21 protein-coding genes are annotated in these 20,169 nt (G+C 60.9%); 16 read left to right on the top strand and 5 right to left on the bottom strand.

What is annotated here, in order from left to right; all coding sequences use genetic code 11:
- Nucleotides 1–1,019, bottom strand: a 1,019-nt coding sequence (locus OKC30_RS12055) for an HD-GYP domain-containing protein (protein ID WP_270809633.1), incomplete at its 3' end; no start/stop codon positions are given.
- Nucleotides 1,020–1,193: 174 nt separating this feature from the next.
- On the opposite strand from OKC30_RS12055, the gene rsuA reads away from it, so the two are divergent.
- Entirely contained in the window at nucleotides 1,194–1,886 is a 693-nt protein-coding gene (rsuA, locus tag OKC30_RS12060) for a 16S rRNA pseudouridine(516) synthase RsuA (RefSeq protein ID WP_041206053.1), read from the top strand.
- A 181-nt stretch (nucleotides 1,887–2,067) separates the two neighbouring features.
- Here rsuA and OKC30_RS12065 read toward each other — a convergent pair whose 3' ends face one another.
- Entirely contained in the window at nucleotides 2,068–2,970 is a 903-nt protein-coding gene (locus OKC30_RS12065; RefSeq protein WP_005329750.1) for a DMT family transporter, read from the bottom strand.
- 299 nt (nucleotides 2,971–3,269) lie between these two features.
- Between OKC30_RS12065 and OKC30_RS12070 the strand changes: the two genes are divergently transcribed.
- Both OKC30_RS12070 and yfcE read left to right on the top strand, forming a co-directional pair.
- Complete coding sequence (locus OKC30_RS12070) at nucleotides 3,270–4,907, top strand: peptide ABC transporter substrate-binding protein (RefSeq protein ID WP_041207011.1); 1,638 nt, start codon at nucleotides 3,270–3,272, stop codon at nucleotides 4,905–4,907.
- A gap of 10 nt (nucleotides 4,908–4,917) precedes the next feature.
- Nucleotides 4,918–5,472: a phosphodiesterase gene (yfcE, locus tag OKC30_RS12075; RefSeq protein WP_111910124.1), complete on the top strand. Its 555-nt coding sequence runs from the start codon at nucleotides 4,918–4,920 to the stop codon at nucleotides 5,470–5,472.
- 33 nt (nucleotides 5,473–5,505) lie between these two features.
- On the opposite strand, the gene OKC30_RS12080 is transcribed toward yfcE, so the two are convergent.
- The 3 genes from OKC30_RS12080 to flgA all read right to left on the bottom strand — a co-directional run bounded on the left by OKC30_RS12080 (nucleotide 5,506) and on the right by flgA (nucleotide 6,939).
- Nucleotides 5,506–5,922 carry a flagella synthesis protein FlgN gene (locus OKC30_RS12080; protein WP_270809636.1) on the bottom strand — a complete coding sequence of 139 codons (417 nt, stop codon included), beginning with the start codon at nucleotides 5,920–5,922 and terminating at the stop codon, nucleotides 5,506–5,508.
- Nucleotides 5,919–6,239: a flagellar biosynthesis anti-sigma factor FlgM gene (flgM, locus tag OKC30_RS12085; RefSeq protein WP_042864123.1), complete on the bottom strand. Its 321-nt coding sequence runs from the start codon at nucleotides 6,237–6,239 to the stop codon at nucleotides 5,919–5,921. Before flgM ends, OKC30_RS12080 begins: the two co-directional genes overlap by 4 nt.
- A 94-nt stretch (nucleotides 6,240–6,333) precedes the next feature.
- Nucleotides 6,334–6,939, bottom strand: coding sequence for a flagellar basal body P-ring formation chaperone FlgA (flgA, locus tag OKC30_RS12090; protein ID WP_029314756.1), 606 nt, complete (start codon nucleotides 6,937–6,939; stop codon nucleotides 6,334–6,336).
- Between the two features lie 237 nt (nucleotides 6,940–7,176).
- On the opposite strand from flgA, the gene OKC30_RS12095 reads away from it, so the two are divergent.
- The 13 genes from OKC30_RS12095 to flgL all read left to right on the top strand — a co-directional run bounded on the left by OKC30_RS12095 (nucleotide 7,177) and on the right by flgL (nucleotide 19,896).
- On the top strand, nucleotides 7,177–8,088 hold the full coding sequence (locus OKC30_RS12095) for a chemotaxis protein CheV (protein ID WP_053288335.1): 912 nt from the start codon (nucleotides 7,177–7,179) through the stop codon (nucleotides 8,086–8,088).
- A 17-nt stretch (nucleotides 8,089–8,105) separates the two neighbouring features.
- On the top strand, nucleotides 8,106–8,930 hold the full coding sequence (locus tag OKC30_RS12100; RefSeq protein ID WP_052815061.1) for a CheR family methyltransferase: 825 nt from the start codon (nucleotides 8,106–8,108) through the stop codon (nucleotides 8,928–8,930).
- Between the two features lie 61 nt (nucleotides 8,931–8,991).
- A complete protein-coding gene (flgB, locus tag OKC30_RS12105; RefSeq protein ID WP_053288337.1) occupies nucleotides 8,992–9,393 on the top strand; it encodes a flagellar basal body rod protein FlgB in 402 nt (133 codons plus the stop codon).
- Nucleotides 9,390–9,809 (top strand): flagellar basal body rod protein FlgC, encoded by a 420-nt coding sequence (gene flgC, locus OKC30_RS12110; RefSeq protein ID WP_053288338.1) that lies wholly within the window; start codon nucleotides 9,390–9,392, stop codon nucleotides 9,807–9,809. The genes flgB and flgC overlap by 4 nt, the downstream gene beginning before the upstream one ends.
- A 90-nt stretch (nucleotides 9,810–9,899) precedes the next feature.
- Nucleotides 9,900–10,637, top strand: a complete 738-nt coding sequence (locus tag OKC30_RS12115; RefSeq protein WP_053288339.1) for a flagellar hook assembly protein FlgD — start codon at nucleotides 9,900–9,902, stop codon at nucleotides 10,635–10,637.
- A gap of 10 nt (nucleotides 10,638–10,647) precedes the next feature.
- Nucleotides 10,648–11,994, top strand: a complete 1,347-nt coding sequence (gene flgE / locus OKC30_RS12120; RefSeq protein WP_053288340.1) for a flagellar hook protein FlgE — start codon at nucleotides 10,648–10,650, stop codon at nucleotides 11,992–11,994.
- Nucleotides 11,995–12,140: 146 nt separating this feature from the next.
- Nucleotides 12,141–12,887 carry a flagellar basal-body rod protein FlgF gene (flgF, locus tag OKC30_RS12125; protein ID WP_010675291.1) on the top strand — a complete coding sequence of 249 codons (747 nt, stop codon included), beginning with the start codon at nucleotides 12,141–12,143 and terminating at the stop codon, nucleotides 12,885–12,887.
- A 14-nt stretch (nucleotides 12,888–12,901) separates the two neighbouring features.
- Nucleotides 12,902–13,690, top strand: a complete 789-nt coding sequence (gene flgG / locus OKC30_RS12130; RefSeq protein WP_010675290.1) for a flagellar basal-body rod protein FlgG — start codon at nucleotides 12,902–12,904, stop codon at nucleotides 13,688–13,690.
- A gap of 16 nt (nucleotides 13,691–13,706) precedes the next feature.
- On the top strand, nucleotides 13,707–14,378 hold the full coding sequence (flgH, locus tag OKC30_RS12135; RefSeq protein WP_010675289.1) for a flagellar basal body L-ring protein FlgH: 672 nt from the start codon (nucleotides 13,707–13,709) through the stop codon (nucleotides 14,376–14,378).
- 60 nt (nucleotides 14,379–14,438) lie between these two features.
- Nucleotides 14,439–15,536 carry a flagellar basal body P-ring protein FlgI gene (locus OKC30_RS12140; RefSeq protein WP_010675288.1) on the top strand — a complete coding sequence of 366 codons (1,098 nt, stop codon included), beginning with the start codon at nucleotides 14,439–14,441 and terminating at the stop codon, nucleotides 15,534–15,536.
- 46 nt (nucleotides 15,537–15,582) lie between these two features.
- Nucleotides 15,583–16,683 carry a flagellar assembly peptidoglycan hydrolase FlgJ gene (flgJ, locus tag OKC30_RS12145; protein WP_053288341.1) on the top strand — a complete coding sequence of 367 codons (1,101 nt, stop codon included), beginning with the start codon at nucleotides 15,583–15,585 and terminating at the stop codon, nucleotides 16,681–16,683.
- A gap of 3 nt (nucleotides 16,684–16,686) precedes the next feature.
- Nucleotides 16,687–18,684 (top strand): flagellar hook-associated protein FlgK, encoded by a 1,998-nt coding sequence (gene flgK, locus OKC30_RS12150; protein ID WP_053288342.1) that lies wholly within the window; start codon nucleotides 16,687–16,689, stop codon nucleotides 18,682–18,684.
- Nucleotides 18,685–18,687: 3 nt separating this feature from the next.
- Nucleotides 18,688–19,896, top strand: a complete 1,209-nt coding sequence (gene flgL / locus OKC30_RS12155) for a flagellar hook-associated protein FlgL (protein ID WP_270809638.1) — start codon at nucleotides 18,688–18,690, stop codon at nucleotides 19,894–19,896.
- Nucleotides 19,897–20,169: the final 273 nt, after the last annotated feature.

Raw genomic sequence — 20,169 nt, forward strand, 5'->3', positions numbered from 1 at the left:
CTGCGCGAGCAGCTATCACCCAGTAATGGGAATCCCCCTCCTGTGACGCGAAGCGCTAAGGTGGGGGAGGATGTCAAGCACTTGATGAACTTGGTGACCAGCTCGGCATCAAAGTGCTGATCGATGCCTTTGAGCAGAACGCGAAACGCCTGGGTCGGCTGCATCCCCTGCTTGTAGACCCTGTCTGCCGTCACCGCATCGTAGACATCGACGATGCCGCTCATGCGGGTGTAGAGGGAGAGCTGTTCCCCCTTGAGCCGCTGCGGATAGCCGGTGCCATCGAGGCGCTCGTGGTGGTTGGCGGCCACCTCCAGCATGGTGGGGGTGATGCCGGCGGTATTGCTGAGGATGTCGTAGCTGTGCACCACGTGCTGACGCATCACGCCAAACTCCTCGTCGGTCAGCTTGCCCGGCTTGTTGAGCACCTCGTCCGGGGTCATGATCTTGCCCACGTCGTGGAGCAGGCCGCCCAGGGTCAGCTCCTTGAGCACGTTGCGCTCAAGCCCGAGATAGCGGCCGAAGTTCGCCAGCAGTATGGCCACGTTCATGGAGTGTTCCATCAGGTAGGCATCCTTGGCCCGGATCCGCGCCAGACAGAGCATGGCGTCGCCATGGGTGAACATGGTGTCCACCATCTCCTCGGCGACCGCCGCCAGCGGGGTGATGTCGATGGGTTCCCCGGCCTTGAGGTGGCGAATGAACTTGCCCTGCAGCTCGCGCGCCTCCTGATAGAGACGGCGGATCTTGAGCGCGCGCCCTTCGCCACTGCCTGCGGGACGCGCCGAGCCGGCGTTGTGGGACGGGCTCGGGGAGACGACCTGCTCTATCCCGGGCAGCTTGCTGCGGGCGAGATCCACCCGCACCGTCAGCACGCCGCGCCGGATCAGCGCATCCACCTGCTGACGGTTGGTCACCAGCCCCGTCTGGGCGATTTCCATGGCGCCGGTCTGGCTGGCGATGGCTAGCACGTACATGCCAGGTTGCAACTGGTTGACGGGATGAGGCTGAGTCGGCTTCATGGTGGCTTCCTGGGATTATTATTATGCGTGGTGTCGGCGCTCTGTCGGCAGTCTATCACTGGCACATCATGGCGTCAGGCGCCATCTACCTAACTTCTCCCTTAGTGCTGGCGTTGTGGGGGCCGGCCTATATAATGACGCCCCTTGATAACGTTGGATTCCGAGGTTTTGTGCATGCGGCTCGATAAATTTCTTTGCGATTGCTCCGATTTGACCCGTTCCCAGGCGGGCAAGCTGATCCGTCAGGGGGAGGTGATGGTGGACGGTATCCTGGTCAAGCAGCCCGCCTTCCACATCAATGAGCAGAGCCTGATCGAGTTTGATGGCGTGACCTTGACCCTGAATCAGCAGAATCGCTACTTCATGCTGCACAAGCCGGAAGGCTACGTCTGCTCCAACGAGGACCCCGATCACGCCACCGTCTTCCACCTGCTGGATGAGCCCGCCATGGGCAAGCTGCACGTGGTGGGCCGGCTCGATCTCGATACCACAGGCCTGGTGCTGATCACCGACGATGGCAAGTGGTCCCACCGCATCACCTCGCCGCGCCACGAGTGTGCCAAGACCTATCATGTCTGGCTGGCCGACCCTGTGAGCGAAGAGGCCATCTCGCTGTTTGAAGATGGCGTCTACCTGCGCAACGAGACCGACAAGACCCGCCCCGCCCAGCTGGAGATCCTGGGTGAGTGCGAGGCCAGGCTGACCATTCACGAGGGCAAGTACCACCAGGTGAAGCGGATGTTTGCCGCCATCGGCAACAAGGTGATAGGGCTGCATCGGGAGCGGATCGGGGCGCTCGGCCTGGACGACGAGCTGGCTCCGGGGGAATACCGGGAGCTGACTGCCGAGGAAGTTGCCCAGTTTTAATCACGCCATCCGATGGCAAACGTTCGCAATGATGTTACCGCGTCCGATTACGCCGCGACGCGGCTAATCGAACCTACATAACCAATTGAATTTTGTAGGTTCGAATAGCGAAGCCTATTCGGACGATCCTGAGAATTGGGCGTAGGTTGGCGCTGAGCGAAGCACAACAGCAACCTCCGACTTACCCCGCTCCCAGTACCAGTGCCGTGCCCAGTGTGGCCAGCAGGGCGCCGGCCCAGGCGGGCAGGGCAGGGCGCATCCCTGAGTGCCACCACAACAGGGGCAGCAGGATGACCGGCGTGGTGGAGGAGAGGATCGCCACCATGCCCACGTCTCCCTGACGCAGGGCCACCAGGATGAGCGTCATCCCCAGCGCCATCGCCAGGAAGCCGTTGATGCCTATCATGCCAAGCACCTGACGGTTGATGGGGTTGTGGGGCATGGCCAGCGGCACCCTCAGCACCCGCAAGGCACAGTGTGCCAGCAGGGCGCTCCCCATGCGGATGCCGGAGGCGCTCACCGCGTCCACGTCGCCAGCCATCATCACCGGCTTGGCGATGATGGCCCCCAGGCTCTGACACAGGGCTGCGGTCAGGCCGAGCGCGATGCCGACGGCGAGGTGGCCGCGCACCTGCTCCCACTCGTTGTGCTGCTGCGCGTTACCACGGCGGCCGAACAGGATGGCAAGCATGACCCCGGCCAGCACCAGCAAGGCCCCCACCAGACGCCAGCCACCGAGTTGTTCGCCGAACAACCAGAGCCCGAGCAGAGCGGAGAAGAGCGCATGGCAGGAGAACAGCAAGCCGCTGCGCCTGGGCCCCAGTCGGTTCATGCAGGCGAACAGGGCGGTGTCACCGACGAAGATGCCGATGAGCCCCGACAACGCCAGCAGTGGCAGGGCGCTCTCGGTGAGAGTCTGCCAGCCCCCCGTGATCAGGCTGGCGCTGGCCAGCATCAGACTGACCAGAAACATCCGCCAGCGGCTGTAGGCAAAGGCCCCCAGATGGCGCGCCGGTTTGACGGAAATCAGGGCGGCGACGGCCCATAAACTGGCGGCGGCCAGCGCCAGCCACTCATACCCCATAAAGACCTCTGAAACGGTAGCAATCAGCCGGGCGGATGCCAGTATCGAGCGCCATGTCAGCCTGACAGGCCTTCATGCGAGGCGAGTCGAGGAGCCCTCAGGCTGTCTTGTGCACCCGTGGCTGATAGTTGGGAAAAAAAACCTGAAAAAATAGCCCGAAAGACTCCATCTGCCGGGCAGGCCCGATACAATACGGGGCGTCTTCGGGGATAACAAGCGCGGCATCATGCATTCGTTTCCAGGCGCGCCGCCGGCCTTCCCCCTTCTTGAAATAAAGTGAATTGAACGAGGTTGATGTCATGCTTTACCGTTTCGCCGCCCGGCCAGCCCGTCGCTGGCTCTCTTCCTTGTTGCTCGGACTGATGCTGGCGCCGCCGTTGCAGGCGACCACAGTGGTGCAGCAGCCTGCACTGTCAGACAGGCAGACCCTGGTCAAGGGTAACGGCGCCGAACCCGAGTCCCTCGACCCTGCCCAGATCCGCTCCGGTTTCCCGGGGGAGGTGGTGCTGGTGGACTTGTTCGAGGGGTTGGTGAGCGAGGATGGGCAGGGCAGGATAGTGCCGGCTCAGGCTCTGCGCTGGGAGACCAGTGAGGATGGTCTGGTGTGGCGCTTTTTCCTGCGCCCGCAGCTCAAGTGGTCCAATGGCGAGCCGCTCACCGCCCGGGATTTTGTCTACGCCTGGCGGCGTCTGCTGAGCCCGGAGCAAGCCTCACCCTCCGCCGGCCTCTTGCTCGCGACCGGCATCAACAACGCCCAGTCCATCTATGCCGGTGCACTCGATCTCGATGCCCTGGGGGTGGAGGCCGAGAGCGACCAGATCCTCAAGGTGATCCTGGAGCGGCCCGTGCCCTACTTCCTGCAACTCATCAGCCAGCGCCCCTTCGTGCCGGTCAACGAGCGGGCCATCGTCCAGTTTGGCAAGCAGTGGACCCAGCCTGGCAAGATGGTGAGCAACGGTCCCTACAGGTTGGTGAACTGGGTGCCGAACGAGCGGATCGAAGCCGAGCGCAACGTCCAGTACTGGGATGATGCCCATACCCGGATCCAGCGGGTGACCTATCTGCCCCTCGCTTCCCAGCATGCGGAGCGGCTGCGCTACGAGGCGGGGGAGATCCAGCTCACCAACAGGGTGGCGCTGGAATACTACCAGAAGACCATGGCGGAGACCCCGGAGCGGATCTGGGGCCTGCCGCTGCTGGGTACCTACCTCTATACCTTCAACCTGCGCCGCCCCGAATTGCAGGATGTGCGGGTGCGACAGGCGCTCTCCATGGCCGTCGATCGCCGCCTGTTGACCGAGAAGGTGAGTGGTCAGGGGGAGCGGCCAGCCTGGTCGCTGCTGCCCGGCATGCCGGACTATCAAGAGCTGGGGTCGGCGCTGGCCCTGGAGGATATGCCGACCCGTCTGGCCAGGGCCGCCGCCTTGCTGACGGAGGCGGGCTACAACAGTGCCCACCCGCTCAAGTTGACGCTGACCTACAACACCTCGGAGAACCACAAGAAGCTGGCCCTGGCGGTCGCGGCCATGTGGAAGCCGCTTGGAGTGGAGATCACTCTCAACAACATGGAGTGGAATGCCTATCAGGTGGCCAAGGACAGCGGTGATTTCATGCTGGCCCGCTCATTCTTGTTTGGTGATTACGTGGAGCCCTCGTCCATGCTGGGCAGTTTCCGCTGTCAGGATCCCCAGAACGAGAGTGGCTATTGTAATCCGGCCTTCGACGGCCTGTTGCAACAGGCCGCGGACACGCTGGATGGCAGCGCACGAACCGGACTCTACCGCAAGGCCGAGCAACTGCTGATGGAAGAGATGCCCGTCATCCCCGTCTATCACTACAACCAGATGAGGTTGGTGGATCCCGCCCTGCGCGGCCTGCCGAGCAGCAACCTGAAGGGGGCCATCGCCACCAAGGATCTCTACTTCAGCCAGCCATGAGGAGTGTGGAATGAAGATAGCCATCATTTCTGATCTGCACGGCAGCCTGCCTGCCCTGGAGCAGGTGCTGGCGCAGCTCGCTCCCTGGCAGCCGGATCACTACCTGTTGCTCGGGGACCTGCTCAACCACGGCCCGCGCAATCCGGTGCCGGCGGGGTATGAGCCTGCCGCCGTGGCGGCGCGGCTCAACCAGCTGGCCCCCCGGATCATGGCGGTGCGGGGCAACTGCGATTCGGAGGTGGATCAGATGCTGCTGCACTTCCCCATCACGGCCCCCTATAACCAGTTGCTGGTGGACGGGCGGCGCTGGTTCGTCAGCCACGGTCATCTCTATGATCACGAGGCGGTGCCCTTGCCGGCGGGCAGCCTCTTCATCAGCGGCCATACCCACCTGCCCATATTGCGACGAGAAGCGCGGCAAGAAGGGGAACTGGTGCTGGTGAACCCGGGATCCATCTGTTTTCCGAGGGGAGAATGGGCAGCCAGCTATGGCCGGTATGAGGATGGCGTCATGAGCATTCACGCCTGCCGCGACGGGACGACACTGATGGAACTGGTGCTCTGACGGCAGGGCATCAAGAGAAGGAAGGAGAGAGAATTAGGCCTTGATCCCCAGGGAGCGGGTGCCCGAGCGGGTATTGCCCTTGGCGTCATAGGTCAGGGAGTTGCTGTCTCTGAGCTTGCTGAGGAAGCTGGCGAGACGGCGATTGGAGACAATGCTGAGTTCGAGCAGACGTCCGTTGAGGTTGTTCTGCTCCTGACAGGCTTCCAGCTTGGCTTGAAGGGCCTGCAATTGGGTCGGGAAGGCGCCCAGCTGTTGCTGCAGGTCGGGTAGCTCTGCCAGAGTCTTGTCCAGCATCTCGATGGCCACCAGCAGTTGTTGCTTGCGATCGGCGAGTGCCGGCAACGCAAGGGCCCGGTGAGCCTTGAGGAGGTCGAACTCCTCTGCCAGCAAGCCTTGCATCTGGGAGAGGTTGTCGTCCTGAGCGCGCAGCAGCGAAGGGAGGTCCATCATCCCAACCGTTTATCCAGATCGGCTTCGAAGCTGAACATCTTTCTGGCCACGGCTTCGCTGTTGACCTTGTACTCCCCACTGGCCACGGCCTTCTTCAGGCTCTCGACGCGGCTCTCGTTACCGGTGGAGGCGGTGTTGAGGGTCTTCTGCATCTGTTGCAATTGCTGCGCCTCACTGGTCAAGGAGACAGAGTCGCTCTTGACGGTCGTCGCACGGCTGCTCTCGCTGGAGGTCGCCGACTTGGTGGCTACACCTTGGCTGTTGCCGCTGTTTTGCAGGCGGTTGTTAGCCAAGTTGTTGATATTGTTGATAGCCATAAGGTTTACCTTCGTCTGCTTTGCTGTTCGCTTACCTGTGTATCGGTGACGGCGGTCAGAACTTTAGAAAAAAATTGCGCAGTGCATTCCTGTGTCAGAATGTCACGACCACGGAGCCCACTGCACTGACCTGGCCTTGCACCGTTCTGCCCGAGCGCGTGTTGACAAGCCGGATCATGTCTCCGAAGCTGCCATCCTGCAAGGCGCGGGCCATGGTTTTGATCTGCATGCTGCTGTTTTCAGCACTCAGGGTGACCTGGTCCCCCTTGCAGACCACGCAGACCTGGGTCAGTCTGATTGGCTGGCCCGGTTTGAGCTCACGTTTGCTACGTACCCCGATGAGTGCGGTCGGATCGGTAAGGTAGTCGCCACGGATCAGGGTTTGGTCCTGGTATGCCAAGGTCAGCATCGGTTCGCTCAGGATGTCTCCCTTGGCAACCGGGACGGCGACGGTGACATAGGGTTTCTGGATGCTGACCCGGACAGGGAGATAGAGATCCCAGGATTTATCTCCCTCGCACTTGAGGTAGACGGTGGTGTTGCGACGGATCTCCATCCGGGCGGGGAGGGAAATGGTGAGGGCATCTTCGCAGCGCGTGAGGGGGAGGCGCTCGTCAATGGTGCCGGCCTTGACGTCGGCCTGTGCATCGAGGGGAATATCGAGCTGGTCGAGCACGAACGCCTGTGCCTGTTCTTGCAGATAGTCGGTGACCTCGGACGCCATGGCGTGAGACAGACTGCAAAACGGCAGTAAGATAAGGAAAAGTCTACTAATCATTTTTGCTTACCGGTCGATAAGTTATTCACGTATACCACCGTAGTTAACTATGCTTGCTCCAGAATTATTCTGTTGTTGAAACAACGATGGTCTGATGCAAGCCAATGTGCATGCATAATGATATGCACGATCAGTGCCAAGCATTTTTAGGGAGTGTTTATGGCGAGTGTTCTGGACTCGGTTAACCAGCGAACCCAATTAGTGGGACAAAATAGGCTGGAGCTGCTGCTGTTTCGTCTCAATGGACGTCAAAGATTTGGCATCAACGTATTCAAGGTACGCGAGGTGCTGCAGTGTCCCCCTCTGACCGTCATGCCCAAGCTCAACTCCTGCATTCGCGGCGTGGCACATATCCGTGGCCAGACCATCTCGGTGATCGATCTCAGCATGGCGATGGGCAAGCGCCCCATCCAGGATCTCTCCAAGTGCTTCATCATCATCTCCGAGTACAACCGCTCCATTCAGGGGTTCCTGGTCCACTCGGTCGAGCGCATCATCAACATGAACTGGGAGTCCATTCTGCCGCCACCCAAAGGGGCTGGTCGCATCAACTACATGACGGCAGTGACCGAGGTAGATGGCGAGCTGGTGGAGATCTTGGACGTGGAGCGCATTCTCAACGAGATTTCTCCGGTCTCCACTGAGGTGTCCACCGAGTTGGTGGAAGCAAGCGTGGAGCGCAATCCTCACGGGCGTCCCGTGCTGGTTGCGGACGACTCTTCGGTTGCGCGCAAGCAGGTACAACGTGCACTGGAGGCTATCGGGGTGCAGTGCGTGCTGGCCAAGGATGGACGGGAAGCGCTCAACATGTTGTTGGAGATGTCCAAAAATGGCCCCATACATGATCAGATTGCATTGGTTATTTCAGATATTGAAATGCCGGAGATGGATGGTTATACCTTCACCGCCGAGATCCGCAACAATCCCAACCTCAAGGATTTGCATGTTATCCTGCACACTTCCCTCAGTGGGGTGTTCAATCAGGCCATGGTGCAGAAAGTCGGAGCGAACAATTTCATTGCCAAATTCCAGCCGGATGAATTGGCCAAGGCCGTACAAGGCGCTCTCTAATCAAGAAGAACAACTGCATGAAGACACTTTCGGACGACTTATACAGGCAATTCAGCAATTTTCTGGCACAACAGAGCGGCATAGTACTGGGTGACAACAAACAGTATCTGGTTAAAAGCCGCCTGTCGCCCTTGATGACTCAGTTTGGTATCGAGAGTCTGTCTGATCTGGTCACCCGGGCGATGAGCGTGCGCGAGCGGGAACTCAAGATGGCAGTGATCGATGCCATGACCACCAACGAGACCCTGTGGTTTCGCGATACCTATCCGTTCCAGTTATTGAGTGACAAGATTTTCCCGGAGCTTGGTAAGAGCGGTCGCACTATCAAGATATGGTCTGCCGCCTCTTCGTCCGGACAGGAGCCCTACTCCATCGCCATGACGGCGCTGGAGCAGCAAGTTAAACGGCCGGGTAGCATGCCGGGCGGGGTGCAAATAGTAGGGACCGATATATCCAGCACCATGCTGAACCAGTGTAAGGAAGGGATCTACGATAGCCTTGCACTGGCTCGCGGGCTTTCCCCCGAGCGCAAGCGACTCTTTTTCGAACCCTATGGCGACAACAAGATGCGGGTGGTGGAACGTGTCAGAAAATTGACCAGCTTCCGCCCTCTCAACCTGCTGGAGAGCTACAGCCTGCTCGGCAAGTTTGACATCATCTTCTGTCGCAACGTGCTCATCTACTTTGCGCCCGAAGTGAAATCCAAGATCCTCAACCAGTTCGCCAGCAGCCTCAATCCTGGCGGCTACCTGATGCTGGGGGCCTCCGAGTCTCTGGCTGGCCTCACCGATAAGTTCGAGATGATCCGCTGCAACCCCGGCATCGTCTACAAGGTCAAATAACCCCGCTCAATACCCTCTTGGCACACCTCTTGCTAAATATCCATGAAGCAGGAGGTGTGCTATGGCAATTTCATTCGACAAGGCATTTGGTGTTCATCAGTACACGCTGAGCGTGCGCGCCAAGCGTGCCGAGGTGTTGTCCAGCAACATCGCCAATGCGGATACGCCGGGTTTCAAGGCCCGTGACATCAACTTCTCACAAGCGTTGCAGGATGCCCAGGGCCAGCAAGGGTTCGGGCTCAGCACTACCAGCGAGAAGCACTTCGCCTTGCAGATGGATTCCCCGGGCACGACCCAGTACCGCAATCCCCTGCAACCGGATACCGGTGACGGCAACACGGTGGACGTACAGCAGGAGCGCAGCGAGTTCCTGCGCAACAGCCTTGAATACCAGGCCTCTCTTGAATTCATGAACAGCAAGATAAGCGGCCTGCTCAAGGCACTGAAAGGAGAGCAAGGATGAGTTTGTTCAAGGTCTTTGACATTGCAGGCTCAGCCATGAGCGCGCAGTCCGTTCGCCTCAACACGGTGGCGAGCAACATGGCCAACGCTGACAGCGTCAGCTCCAGCGTGGAAAAAACTTACCACGCCAGGCGGCCAGTCTTTGCCGCCCAGTTGGATCAGGCCATGACCGACAAGCAGGCCTCGGTCGGGGTGGATGTGAAGGGCATCGTCGAGAGTGATGCGCCCCTGCTCAAGGAGTACAACCCGAATCACCCCATGGCGGACAAGGATGGCTTCATCTTCAAGCCCAACGTCAACATGGTGGAAGAGATGGCGGACATGATAGCGGCGTCGCGCAGCTACCAGACCAACGTCCAGGTGGCCGATGCGGCCAAGAAAATGTTGCAGCAGACCCTGGGTCTGGGCAAGTCCTGACAGAGGTGAACCCGGATGAGAGTGACCCGTGATCGCCTGCCAGGCGGCAACAATCGGCCCAGTGGGCACGCCCTAGAGGGGGGAGCATAAGTGGCAGATACCTATGACAGCCTGCTGGGCGTCAACCGGACGACGTCGGCCCAGACCAGTACGGTCAACACCAGTACCCAGAAAAAGGAGCTGGATCAGGAGTCCTTCCTGAAACTGCTGACCATGCAGCTCTCCTATCAGGATCCGTTCAAACCGGTGGACAACGCCCAGATGCTTTCCCAGATGACCTCGATGTCAACGTCTCAGGGGATCAGCAGCCTCTCCACCCAGATGGAGAGCCTCAACAGCCTGATGACCTCCAGCCAGGCGCTGCAGGCCTCCGCGCTGGTGGGGCAGAACGTGCTGATCCCGTCCAACACGGGTTACGTGGAGAAGGGGGGCACCCTCACGGGGGTCATCGCCACCGGCGATGGCGGCAGCAACATTAAGGTGACGGTGAAGGACGAGAGCGGCCAGGTCATCAGGGAGTTCGCCATTGAAGGGAGCCACAAGGGGAACGTGGCGTTCGAATGGGATGGCAAGGACAAGTCCGGCAACGAGGCCAAGAGCGGCAAGTATTCGATAGAGGCGCATGCCACCGTCGACGGCACGTCGGAGAGTGTCCCCGCCCTGACTTACGCCAAGGTGGAGAGCGTCACCCTGGGAACGAGCACCAACCCCAGCACCCTCAAACTCAAGGGACTGGGCGGCATCTACCTGACCGATGTATTGGAAATTGGCGCGACGACCGGCAAGACCACCACCCAGTCGGCTTCGTCCTCTAACGCAGTGATCTAAGGAGAAAGACATGTCATTCAACAATGCCCTCAGCGGCATCAATGCGGCTCAAAAAGACCTGAACGTCACCGCGAACAACATTGCCAACGTCAATACCACCGGCTTCAAGGAGTCCCGTGCCGAGTTTGCCGACGTCTACGCCAACTCCATCTTCGTCAACGCCAAGACCCAGGTCGGCAACGGTGTGGCGACTGGCGCTGTGGCTCAGCAGTTCCACCAGGGCGCGCTGCAATTCACCAACAACGCGCTTGATCTTGCCATCCAGGGCAACGGCTTCTTCGTGACCTCGGACGGCCTGACCAACCTGGATCGCACCTACACCCGTGCGGGCGCCTTCAAGCTCAATGAAAACAGCTATATGGTGAGCAACTCCGGCGGTTATCTGCAGGGGTACGAGATCAACTCTGATGGCACCCCCAAGGCGGTGAGCATCAATGCCACCAAGCCCATCCAGATCCCGGACAAGGCCGGTGAGCCGGTGCAGACCACGACGGTCGAGGCTGGCTTCAACCTGCCTTCCAGCACGAAAACGCTGATGGATGTCAATGCGTCCAAATTCGATCCCACGGACTCGACCACCTACTCCTCCTCCACCTCCGTGGTGGTCTATGACTCCCTGGGCGAACCACACACCATCACCCAGTACTTCACCAAGGAAGCGGATCCGGCCGATCCTACCCAAGCGGCGGTGCCAACTGCCTGGCGCATGTACCTCTATGAAGGGGACAAGCCCATCGACATCGTAGGCGGTGCGGCTACCACCATGGCGACCGGCCTGAGCCAGGCTCCCCTGAGCGCCCGGGTGACCTTCGATGCCTCCGGCAAAATGGTCACACCCACCACCCCGGCGGTCATCAAGACGGAACCCTTGGGGACGACAGGGGCTGGTATCATCACCAATGGCGCCGATGGCACCCAGGAGATTGAGTTCAAGCTTGGTACCGTGACCCAGTACGCCTCCCCCTTTGAAGTGAGCAAGCTGACCCAGGACGGCTCAACCGTCGGTCGCCTGACCAAGGTGGAGATCGGGGCGGATGGCATTGTCTCCGCCACTTACAGCAACGCCACCACCGTCAAGGTGGCCATGGTGGCCATGGCGAAGTTTGCCAATGCCCAGGGTCTCACCCAGGTCGGCGACACTTCCTGGCGCCAGTCCTTGCTCTCTGGCGATGCCTTGCCCGGCACCCCGAACTCCGGCACGTTTGGCTCCATCAAGTCGTCGGCGCTGGAGCAGTCCAACGTGGATCTCACCACCGAGCTGGTCGACCTCATTACTGCCCAGCGCAACTTCCAGGCGAACTCCCGTTCCCTGGAAGTGAACAGCTCCCTGCAGCAGAACATACTGCAGATCCGCTAAGACGACGGGTAGTTGGCAGGGGCGCTTCGGCGCCCCTTGTCATTTCCTTCCCGCCTCATCTCCTCCTTTCATTCCGTCTTCGTCATCTCTCTTGGCACTCAACTTGCAGTTGAGCTGTGAGAGTCATCTGTTTGACGGAGGATCCCATGGATCACCTGCTTTACATCGCCATGTCCGGGGCCAAGGAGAACATGAACAGCCTGGCTGTTCGTGGCAACAACCTTGCCAACGCCAACACCATTGGCTTCAAGTCTGACTTCGAGCAGGCGCGCAGCATGCAGGCGTTTGGCGAAGGGCTGCCCACGCGGGTGTTCGCCATGACCGAGCGGCCGGGTCAGAACCTGCAGCACGGCATGCTGATGACCACAGGTCGGGATCTTGACGTTGCCGTCGATGGGCCGGGCTGGATTGCAGTGCAGGATCCCAACGGTGCGGAAGCCTATACCCGCATGGGCAACCTGCAGCTCAATGCCACCGGCAATCTGCAGACTTCCACCGGTCTGAATGTGGTGGATGATGCCGGTCAGCCCATCGTGCTGCCCCTGCCCATGGAGAAGATCGAGATCAATCGTGACGGTACCATCAGCGGCCGTCCCGAGGGGGCAGCCGCCAACCTGCCGGAAGATTTCCAGCGTATCAAGCTGGTCAACCCGGCGGCAGATGCGGTGGAGAAAGGTCAGGACGGCCTGTTTCGCCGCAAGGATGGCCAGAATGAGGCCGCGTCTGCGGATGTGGGCCTGATCGCCGGCTCCCTTGAGGGGAGCAACGTCAACGTGGTCGACGAGATGACCAACCTTATTCGCTTGCAACGTCAGTTTGAAACTCAGGTCAAGATCATGAAGACCGCCGAGGAGAACGACGAGGCACAAACCCAGCTGCTGCGTATCAGCTAATCAAGGAGCACCCCATGAATCCTGCACTCTGGATCAGCAAGACCGGCCTCGATGCCCAGCAGACCAACATCTCGGTCACCTCGAACAACCTGGCGAACGCCAGCACAGTGGGCTACAAGAAGGCGCGGGCCATCTTCGAGGATCTGCTTTATCAGAACATCAACCAGCCTGGCGGTCGCTCCTCGGCGGACACCGAGCTCCCTTCCGGCCTGATGCTGGGGGCGGGGGCCAAGGTGGTCGCCACCCAGAAAAACCACAGTCAGGGCAACGTCCAGACCACGGACAACTCCCTTGATCTGATGATCAGCGGTCGCGGCTACTTCGAAATCCAGCTGCCCGATGGCAGCGCCGCCTATACCCGCAACGGCCAGTTCACCCTGAACGACGAGGGGACCATCGTCACCCCGGGCAACGGTTACCCGTTGCAACCGGAGATCCAGATCCCCGAGAACGCCCAGAGCGTCACCGTGGGGGAGGATGGCCAGGTCTCCGTCCAGCTCAAGGGGGATGGCCAGTCCCAGGTGGTGGGCCAGATCAACACCACGGACTTCGTCAACCCCACCGGCCTGCAGCCCATGGGGGAGAACCTCTTCCTCGAGACCCAGTCCAGCGGCGCCCCCATTCAGGGGACTGCCGGCGCGGACGGGCTGGGGGTGATCAAGCAGGGGATGCTGGAGACCTCCAACGTCAACGTGACCGAGGAGCTGGTGAATCTCATCCAAGCTCAGCGGGTCTACGAGATGAACTCCAAGGTCATCTCCGCCGTCGACTCCATGATGTCCTTCCTGACCCAGCGGACCTGATGAAAGGAGTGCCATGATGAAAGCCATATGGATGCTGGGACTGCTGACCCTGGCGGGTTGCACCAGTACCCCCAATACCGCCAAACCGGATGACCCGGATTTCGCCCCCGTCTACGGGGAGTCGGAGCCGGTGTCGGTGCGCCCGACCGGCGCCATCTTCCAGCCCGAGCAGGTCAACGGCATCTACTCGGACATCAAGGCGCACCGGGTGGGTGACATCATCACCATCCAGTTGGCGGAGTCGACCTCGGCGTCGAAAAAGGCCAACACCCAGAGCGGCAAGGACAACAAGCTGGCGCTCGACCCCGTCACCCTGGGTGGCGTGCCGGTCACGGCGGGGCCCTACGATCTGTCGGCCTCCATCGGCCAGAACAGTGCCTTCAAGGGGCAGGCCAAGGCGGATCAGAGCAACAGCCTGCAGGGCAACATTTCGGTCAGCGTGGTCAAGGTACTGCCAAACGGCAACCTGCTGGTGCGCGGCGAGAAGTGGATCATGCTCAACAATGGCAACGAATACATCCGTATCACCGGTCTGGTGCGCCCGGAGGACGTGAGCTCGGAAAACAGCGTCTCCTCCCAGCGGGTGGCCAATGCGCGTATCTATTACGGCGGTACCGGGGATCTGGCGAACACCCAGGAACAGGGCTGGCTTACCAGCTTCTTCAACGGCCCCTGGTGGCCCATTTAAGACTCAAGAGTCCGGGGTGTTCACGGGCCCTGGAACAGGAAGGTTTTGTTAGGAGATGTCATGAACCGATTCCGTCTGCTTGCCCTGCTGTGCTGCCTGCTGCCCTTCGGGCTGGCGCACGCATCCCGCATCAAGGACCTCGCCTCGGTGGAAGGAGTGCGCAGCAACCAGCTGATCGGTTACGGTCTGGTGGTGGGCCTGCCCGGCACGGGGGAGAAGAACAACGCCTTCACCGAGCAGACCTTCAGGACCATGCTCAACAACTTCGGCATCAAGGTGCCTGACAACATCAAGCCCAAGATCAAGGACGTGGCGCCGGTGGCCATCCACGCGGATCTGCCCCCCTTCTCCAAGCCGGGTCAGACCATAGACGTCACCGTCTCCGCCATCGGCGAGGCGAAGAGCCTGCGTGGCGGCACCCTGCTCCAGACCTTCCTGAAAGGACTGGATGGCCGCGTCTATGCGGTGGCCCAGGGCAGCCTGGTGGTCGGTGGCCTCGGGGCCGAAGGGGCGGACGGCTCCAAGGTGGTGGTGAACACGCCCACAGTGGGGCGTATCGCCAACGGGGCGACCGTGGAGCGGGAGGTTCCCAACTCCTTCAGCCAGGGCGACACCATCACCTTCAACCTGAACCGGCCGGACTTCACCACCGCCCGCCGTCTGGCGGACGTGGTCAACGATCTGGTGGGTCCGAACACCGCCCAGGCGATGGACGCTACCTCCATCAAGGTATTCGCGCCGCGGGATCCGGCCCAGCGGGTCTCCTACCTCTCCACCATCGAGAACCTGGAAGTGGACCCGGCGAGCGAGTCCGCCAAGATCATCGTGAATTCGCGCACCGGGACCATCGTCATCGGCAGCGAGGTCAAGCTGCGCCCGGCGGCCATTAGCCACGGTGGGCTGACGGTCACCATCGCCGAGAACCAGCAGGTCTCCCAACCCAATCCGCTCGCTGGCGGGCAGACGGCGGTCACCAACAACTCCACCATCAACGTGCAGCAGGATCCCGGTCGGATGTTCAAGCTCGATACCGGCGCGACCCTGGACGACCTGGTGCGGGCGGTGAACCAGGTGGGGGTCGCCCCCGGGGATCTGATGGCGATCCTGGAGGCGCTGCAGCAGGCGGGCGCGATCCAGGGCCAACTGGTCATTCTGTAATTTCGTGAGCGGCAAGCGGTTGCCACGGGCGTCAAAGAGGTAGGTTATGGCAGAGTTCGACACCCAGAGCGGTATCAATATTGGCATGGTGCAGGACGTCCAGAACCTGGACAAACTGCGCCAGATGAGCCTGAGCAAGGAGGGGAAGCAAGGGGCCCTGATGGCGGCCGCCCGCCAGTTCGAATCCATCTTCACCCAGACCCTGTTCAAGGGGATGCGCCAGGCCAACTCGGTGCTCACCGAGGGCAACCCGATGAACAGCAGCTACACCCAGTTCTATGAAGGGATGCTGGACGAGCAGCGGGTTGCCGACATGTCGAGCAAGGGGGGGCTGGGCATTGCCGAGATGGTGGCCAGGCAGCTCTCTCCCGAGCAGACCTTCACCCATCAGGATGGCCGGGTACTCAAGCTGCCCCAGCGTACCGAGCGGGTCTACAAGCCCTATCAACCCCCCAGTGCCTCCAACGATCTGATTGCTGCCTCCAAAGTTGGCAAAGATTTTGCTGATAACGAAATGAAGGGTGAGCTGAATGGGGCCGAGCGTACGCTGACCATGCCAAGACGCCCCCACCGCACCGTGCCGCCCATGGGCAGCAGCCAGAGGCCTTCGGCCCTGGATGGCAGCGCCAAGGTGTTTGACAGCCCGGAAGAGTTCGTCGACAGGCTGATGCCGCTGGCCAAGAAGGCGGCGGACAAGCTGGGGTTGAGCCCGGCGGTGTTGGTGGCCCAGGCCGCCCTTGAGAGTGGCTGGGGAAAGCGGGTGATCAAGGATGCAGACGGAAACGTGACGCACAACCTGTTCGGCATCAAGGCGGATCCGCGTTGGGAAGGCCCCAAGGCGGTGGTGAGCACCCTGGAATACGAGCAAGGGGTGGCCTCGCGCCAGAAGGCGGCGTTTCGCTCCTACGAGTCGTTCGAAGAGAGCTTCAACGACTACGTGGATTTCCTGACCTCTGGGAGTCGCTACAAGGGGGCGCTGGCCAAGGTGGACAGCCCGGACCGTTACTTCGAGGCGTTGCAGCAGGCCGGTTATGCCACCGATCCCCAGTACGCCAGGAAACTTAAACAAGTGTTGCGCAGTGATGCCATCGCCGGCTATTCGACGCCCGGCAACATTGCAGACAGGAACACAGAGATGGAGCTGTAAGCTATGGCAAGCGATCTGCTTGGAATTGGGACCTCGGGTGTGTTGGCCCAGCAGCGGCTGCTGCAGACCACCAGCAACAACATAGTGAACGTCAATAGCCAGGGCTATGTACGTGAACGCACCCTGATCTACACCAATTCCGTCGGATTGGGGACGGGCGACATGGTGAGTGATCGCATCATCAACGCCTATGCCCAGGCCGAGGTTCGCCGTGATACGTCCGCTTATAACGCCGCCAACACCCGCTACGATCAACTGTTCCAGCTCGACAGCCTGCTCGGTGATGCCAGCAACAGTGTGGGGTCCACCATCACCTCCTACTTCAAGGCTTTCCACACCGCCAACGAGTCACCGTCCGAGATCGGAGGGCGCCAGACGACCCTGAGTGAACTGAGCGGTATGGTGGACAGATTCCACACCCTCTCCGCCCAGCTCGACAAGCAGTCCGATACCATCAACGCCACCATAGGGGACGAGACGGACAGGGTGAACAGCCTGCTGAACAGCATCAACGATCTGAACCAGTCCATCGTCCGCACCCAGGGCTCCCCTGAAGAGAACCTGATGCTGTTCGATCAGCGTGATGAGGCCATTCGCCAGCTCTCCGAGAAGATGGAGATCCGCACCGTGACCCAGCCCAACGGCAGCATGCTGGTCAACATGAGCACAGGGCACTCCCTGGTGCTCGATGGCGGCGTGGCCCAGTTCAAGGTGGTGCCGGGGGACCCGGATTCCCGTGAGCCTTCCCTGCAGCTGACCCTGGGCAAGAACCAGGCCAGCATCAACGACAAGGATATTGGCGGCGCCATCGGTGGCCTCTTCACCGCGCGTCGGGATCTGGAGCCCGCCAAGCGGGAGCTGGGGCAGATGGCCGTCGCCCTGGGGGATGCCATGAACCAGCAGAACCGGTTGGGGATGGATCTCGACAACGAGCTTGGGGGGGATCTCTTCACCCTCAAAGGAAGCCAGGGGTTGCCCTACGCCAGCAACCAGGGCAACGGGGCGGCCAGCGTCAACTTCGTTCCCGGCAAGGGGAGCGAGGTCACCACCTTCGACTACGAGGTGCGGTTCAACAGCGCCACCGGTTACGAGGTGTTCGCCATCGACGGCAGCGGGCAGCGTACCTCGCTCGCCACGGGGACCACGCCGCCAGCCACCTTCGAAGTGACGGGCCACGGCATCGAAATCGATCTCTCCGGCACACCGGCTGCAGGTGACAAGATCTTGTTGCAACCCACCCGGAATGCGGCTGCCAACCTGGAGCAGGCGATCACCCGCCCTGAAGATATCGCGCTGGCTTCCCCCCTGAAGGCGGACAAGGGATCCCAGAACCTGGGCTCGGGCGAGATAGCGCTGGGCGGTGTCTACAACACCGGCACGGGCTCGGGTTTTGGCACCAACACTTTGGACCCGAGTGCCCCCCAGGTCATCAAGATCGACGGCAGCGGCAACTACGAGGTCTATGACAAGAACAACAACCTGCTGGGTGTCGCCCCCGCCTCCAGCAAGGGACAGAACCTGATGGCCGCCCTCGAGAGCCCCCTGGGGGGGCCCAAGGTCTACGCCGATCCGACCCAGAGCCCGGGCTATGAGTTCAGCATCACCGGCAAGGTGGAGGCCAGCGACAGCTTCACGCTCAGCTACAACAAGGACGGCTTTGCGGACAACGCCAACGGCCTGGCGCTGGCGGAGCTGCAGAACAAGGAGCTGGTGCGCAAGAACAACAACGCCGCCACCAGCAACGACAAGATGACCTTCAACGATGCCTACTCGGGTCTGGTGAGCGGCATTGGCAACAAGACCAGCCAGGCCAAGACCCTGCTGCAGGCCAACGAGGCGAAGCTGACCCAGAGTACCGCCATCTTCGAGAGTGTCTCCGGCGTCAATCTGGAGGAGGAGGCGGCCAACCTCATCCGCTTCCAGCAGTCCTATGCGGCCTCGGCCCAGATAGTGAACACCGCCAAGACCATCTTCGACACCCTGCTCTCCTCCGTGAGGTAAGTCATGCGCATCACCACCAACATGATCTATGACCGCAACCTTGCCTCCATGAGCAAGGTGAGCGAGCGCCAGAACACCGCCTACAACCAGTTGATGACGGGGGATAAATTCTCCCGCTCCGGGGAGGACCCGGCCGGCATGAGCCAGAAGATGGCGCTGACCAAGGAGATCGATCTCTTCAAGCAGTACGGCGTCAACGGCAGCCTGCTGGAGAACAGCCTGGGCCACGAGGAGACGGTGCTGACCTCCCTCAACAGCGCCATGCTCAGTGCCCAGACCCTGATCCAGAAGGCGAACAACTCCTCCATGGGCTCCGAGGAGCGCAGCGCCATCGCGAGCGAGCTGGAGGGGCTGCAAAAGCAGATGTTCGACCTGATGAACAGCAAGAACTCCCAGGGGGAGTACATCTTCGGCGGCAATCAGAGCAAGACCCAGCCCTTCGTCAAGGATGCCAGTGGCAACTATGTGTTCCAGGGGGACACGGGGCAGCGCAACATCCAGGTCTCACCCACGGTGCAGATCCCGGCCAACGACTCCGGTTTCGATCTGTTCGAGATAGTGGCGACCCGGCGCACTGCCAGCGCCGCCAGTGGCAACATCCAGGTGTCGGTGGCGGATCAGGGGAACTTCGAGAGCTTCTATCGCAACAACTATGACTCTTCCCTGCCGAGCAACCAATATGCGGTCAGCACCCTGGCCGGGCCGCCGGACACCTACGAGATCCGTGACAGCGGTGGCACCCTGCTGCAAAGCGGCGACTATGTGGCGGGCAACAAGATCCCCTTCAACGGCCTGGCGCTCACCCTCGACCTCCCTGCGGGGTCGGCGACCCATAACTTCGTGCTGGATACCCCGAAAAACGACAACATCCTCAATGGCATGTCCGATTTCATCTCCGCCATGCGTGATCCGACCCTGTCCGAGAGCGATTTCCAGCTGGCGGTCTCCGATGCCACCACCCACATGAGCAACGCCAGAACCAAGATAGACCGGGGACTGGGGGAGCTGGGGGGAAGGATGAACAGCCTGGAGCAGGTGATGAGTTCCAACGATGGACTCAGCACCCTGAACCAGCAGGCGCTGGCCAAGGTGTCCGAGGCGGACATGTACGAGGTGATCGCGGCCCTCTCCAAGGAGGATGCAGCCATGAGCGCCTCCCAGCTAGCCTTCAGCAAGATAAGCAAGCTGACCCTATTCGACTATATCCGCTGACGTTCGTCCGTTGACCGCAGGCTCCCCCGTGCCACGCACGGGGGAGCCTCGTTTCATGAAGGGCCCGCCGTCCGGCCAATTTGTAACAACCCGTTGCCAGGGGCCTGTTTGCCTTGACTCGACCTGCGCCTGGGCAGATGATGCCGCCCGCACGGTAGCGCCGTGCAATCAATGTTCGCAGCATCTCGTTAGCAACTGCCCCGTAAACCCTCGCCCAATCGGGCGGGGATATAAGGGGAGCTAATCTGGTGTGTTCTGCGAGGCCACATACGC

Origin of the sequence: Aeromonas sp. QDB18 (assembly GCF_027705325.1) — a bacterium.
Lineage (GTDB): Bacteria > Pseudomonadota > Gammaproteobacteria > Enterobacterales > Aeromonadaceae > Aeromonas > Aeromonas caviae.

Bases quoted from the DNA above. Each gene is read 5' to 3' on its own strand.
- flgG (WP_010675290.1), top strand. From the start codon at position 12,902: ATGAATCCTGCACTCTGGATCAGCAAGACCGGCCTCGATGCCCAGCAG.
- OKC30_RS12140 (WP_010675288.1), top strand. From the start codon at position 14,439: ATGAACCGATTCCGTCTGCTTGCCCTGCTGTGCTGCCTGCTGCCCTTC.
- flgB (WP_053288337.1), top strand. From the start codon at position 8,992: ATGGCAATTTCATTCGACAAGGCATTTGGTGTTCATCAGTACACGCTG.
- flgJ (WP_053288341.1), top strand. From the start codon at position 15,583: ATGGCAGAGTTCGACACCCAGAGCGGTATCAATATTGGCATGGTGCAG.
- flgK (WP_053288342.1), top strand. From the start codon at position 16,687: ATGGCAAGCGATCTGCTTGGAATTGGGACCTCGGGTGTGTTGGCCCAG.
- OKC30_RS12080 (WP_270809636.1), bottom strand. From the start codon at position 5,922: ATGATGGACCTCCCTTCGCTGCTGCGCGCTCAGGACGACAACCTCTCC.
- OKC30_RS12065 (WP_005329750.1), bottom strand. From the start codon at position 2,970: ATGGGGTATGAGTGGCTGGCGCTGGCCGCCGCCAGTTTATGGGCCGTC.
- flgE (WP_053288340.1), top strand. From the start codon at position 10,648: ATGTCATTCAACAATGCCCTCAGCGGCATCAATGCGGCTCAAAAAGAC.
- rsuA (WP_041206053.1), top strand. From the start codon at position 1,194: ATGCGGCTCGATAAATTTCTTTGCGATTGCTCCGATTTGACCCGTTCC.
- yfcE (WP_111910124.1), top strand. From the start codon at position 4,918: ATGAAGATAGCCATCATTTCTGATCTGCACGGCAGCCTGCCTGCCCTG.
- OKC30_RS12070 (WP_041207011.1), top strand. From the start codon at position 3,270: ATGCTTTACCGTTTCGCCGCCCGGCCAGCCCGTCGCTGGCTCTCTTCC.
- flgF (WP_010675291.1), top strand. From the start codon at position 12,141: ATGGATCACCTGCTTTACATCGCCATGTCCGGGGCCAAGGAGAACATG.
- OKC30_RS12100 (WP_052815061.1), top strand. From the start codon at position 8,106: ATGAAGACACTTTCGGACGACTTATACAGGCAATTCAGCAATTTTCTG.
- flgH (WP_010675289.1), top strand. From the start codon at position 13,707: ATGAAAGCCATATGGATGCTGGGACTGCTGACCCTGGCGGGTTGCACC.
- flgC (WP_053288338.1), top strand. From the start codon at position 9,390: ATGAGTTTGTTCAAGGTCTTTGACATTGCAGGCTCAGCCATGAGCGCG.
- flgL (WP_270809638.1), top strand. From the start codon at position 18,688: ATGCGCATCACCACCAACATGATCTATGACCGCAACCTTGCCTCCATG.
- flgM (WP_042864123.1), bottom strand. From the start codon at position 6,239: ATGGCTATCAACAATATCAACAACTTGGCTAACAACCGCCTGCAAAAC.
- OKC30_RS12095 (WP_053288335.1), top strand. From the start codon at position 7,177: ATGGCGAGTGTTCTGGACTCGGTTAACCAGCGAACCCAATTAGTGGGA.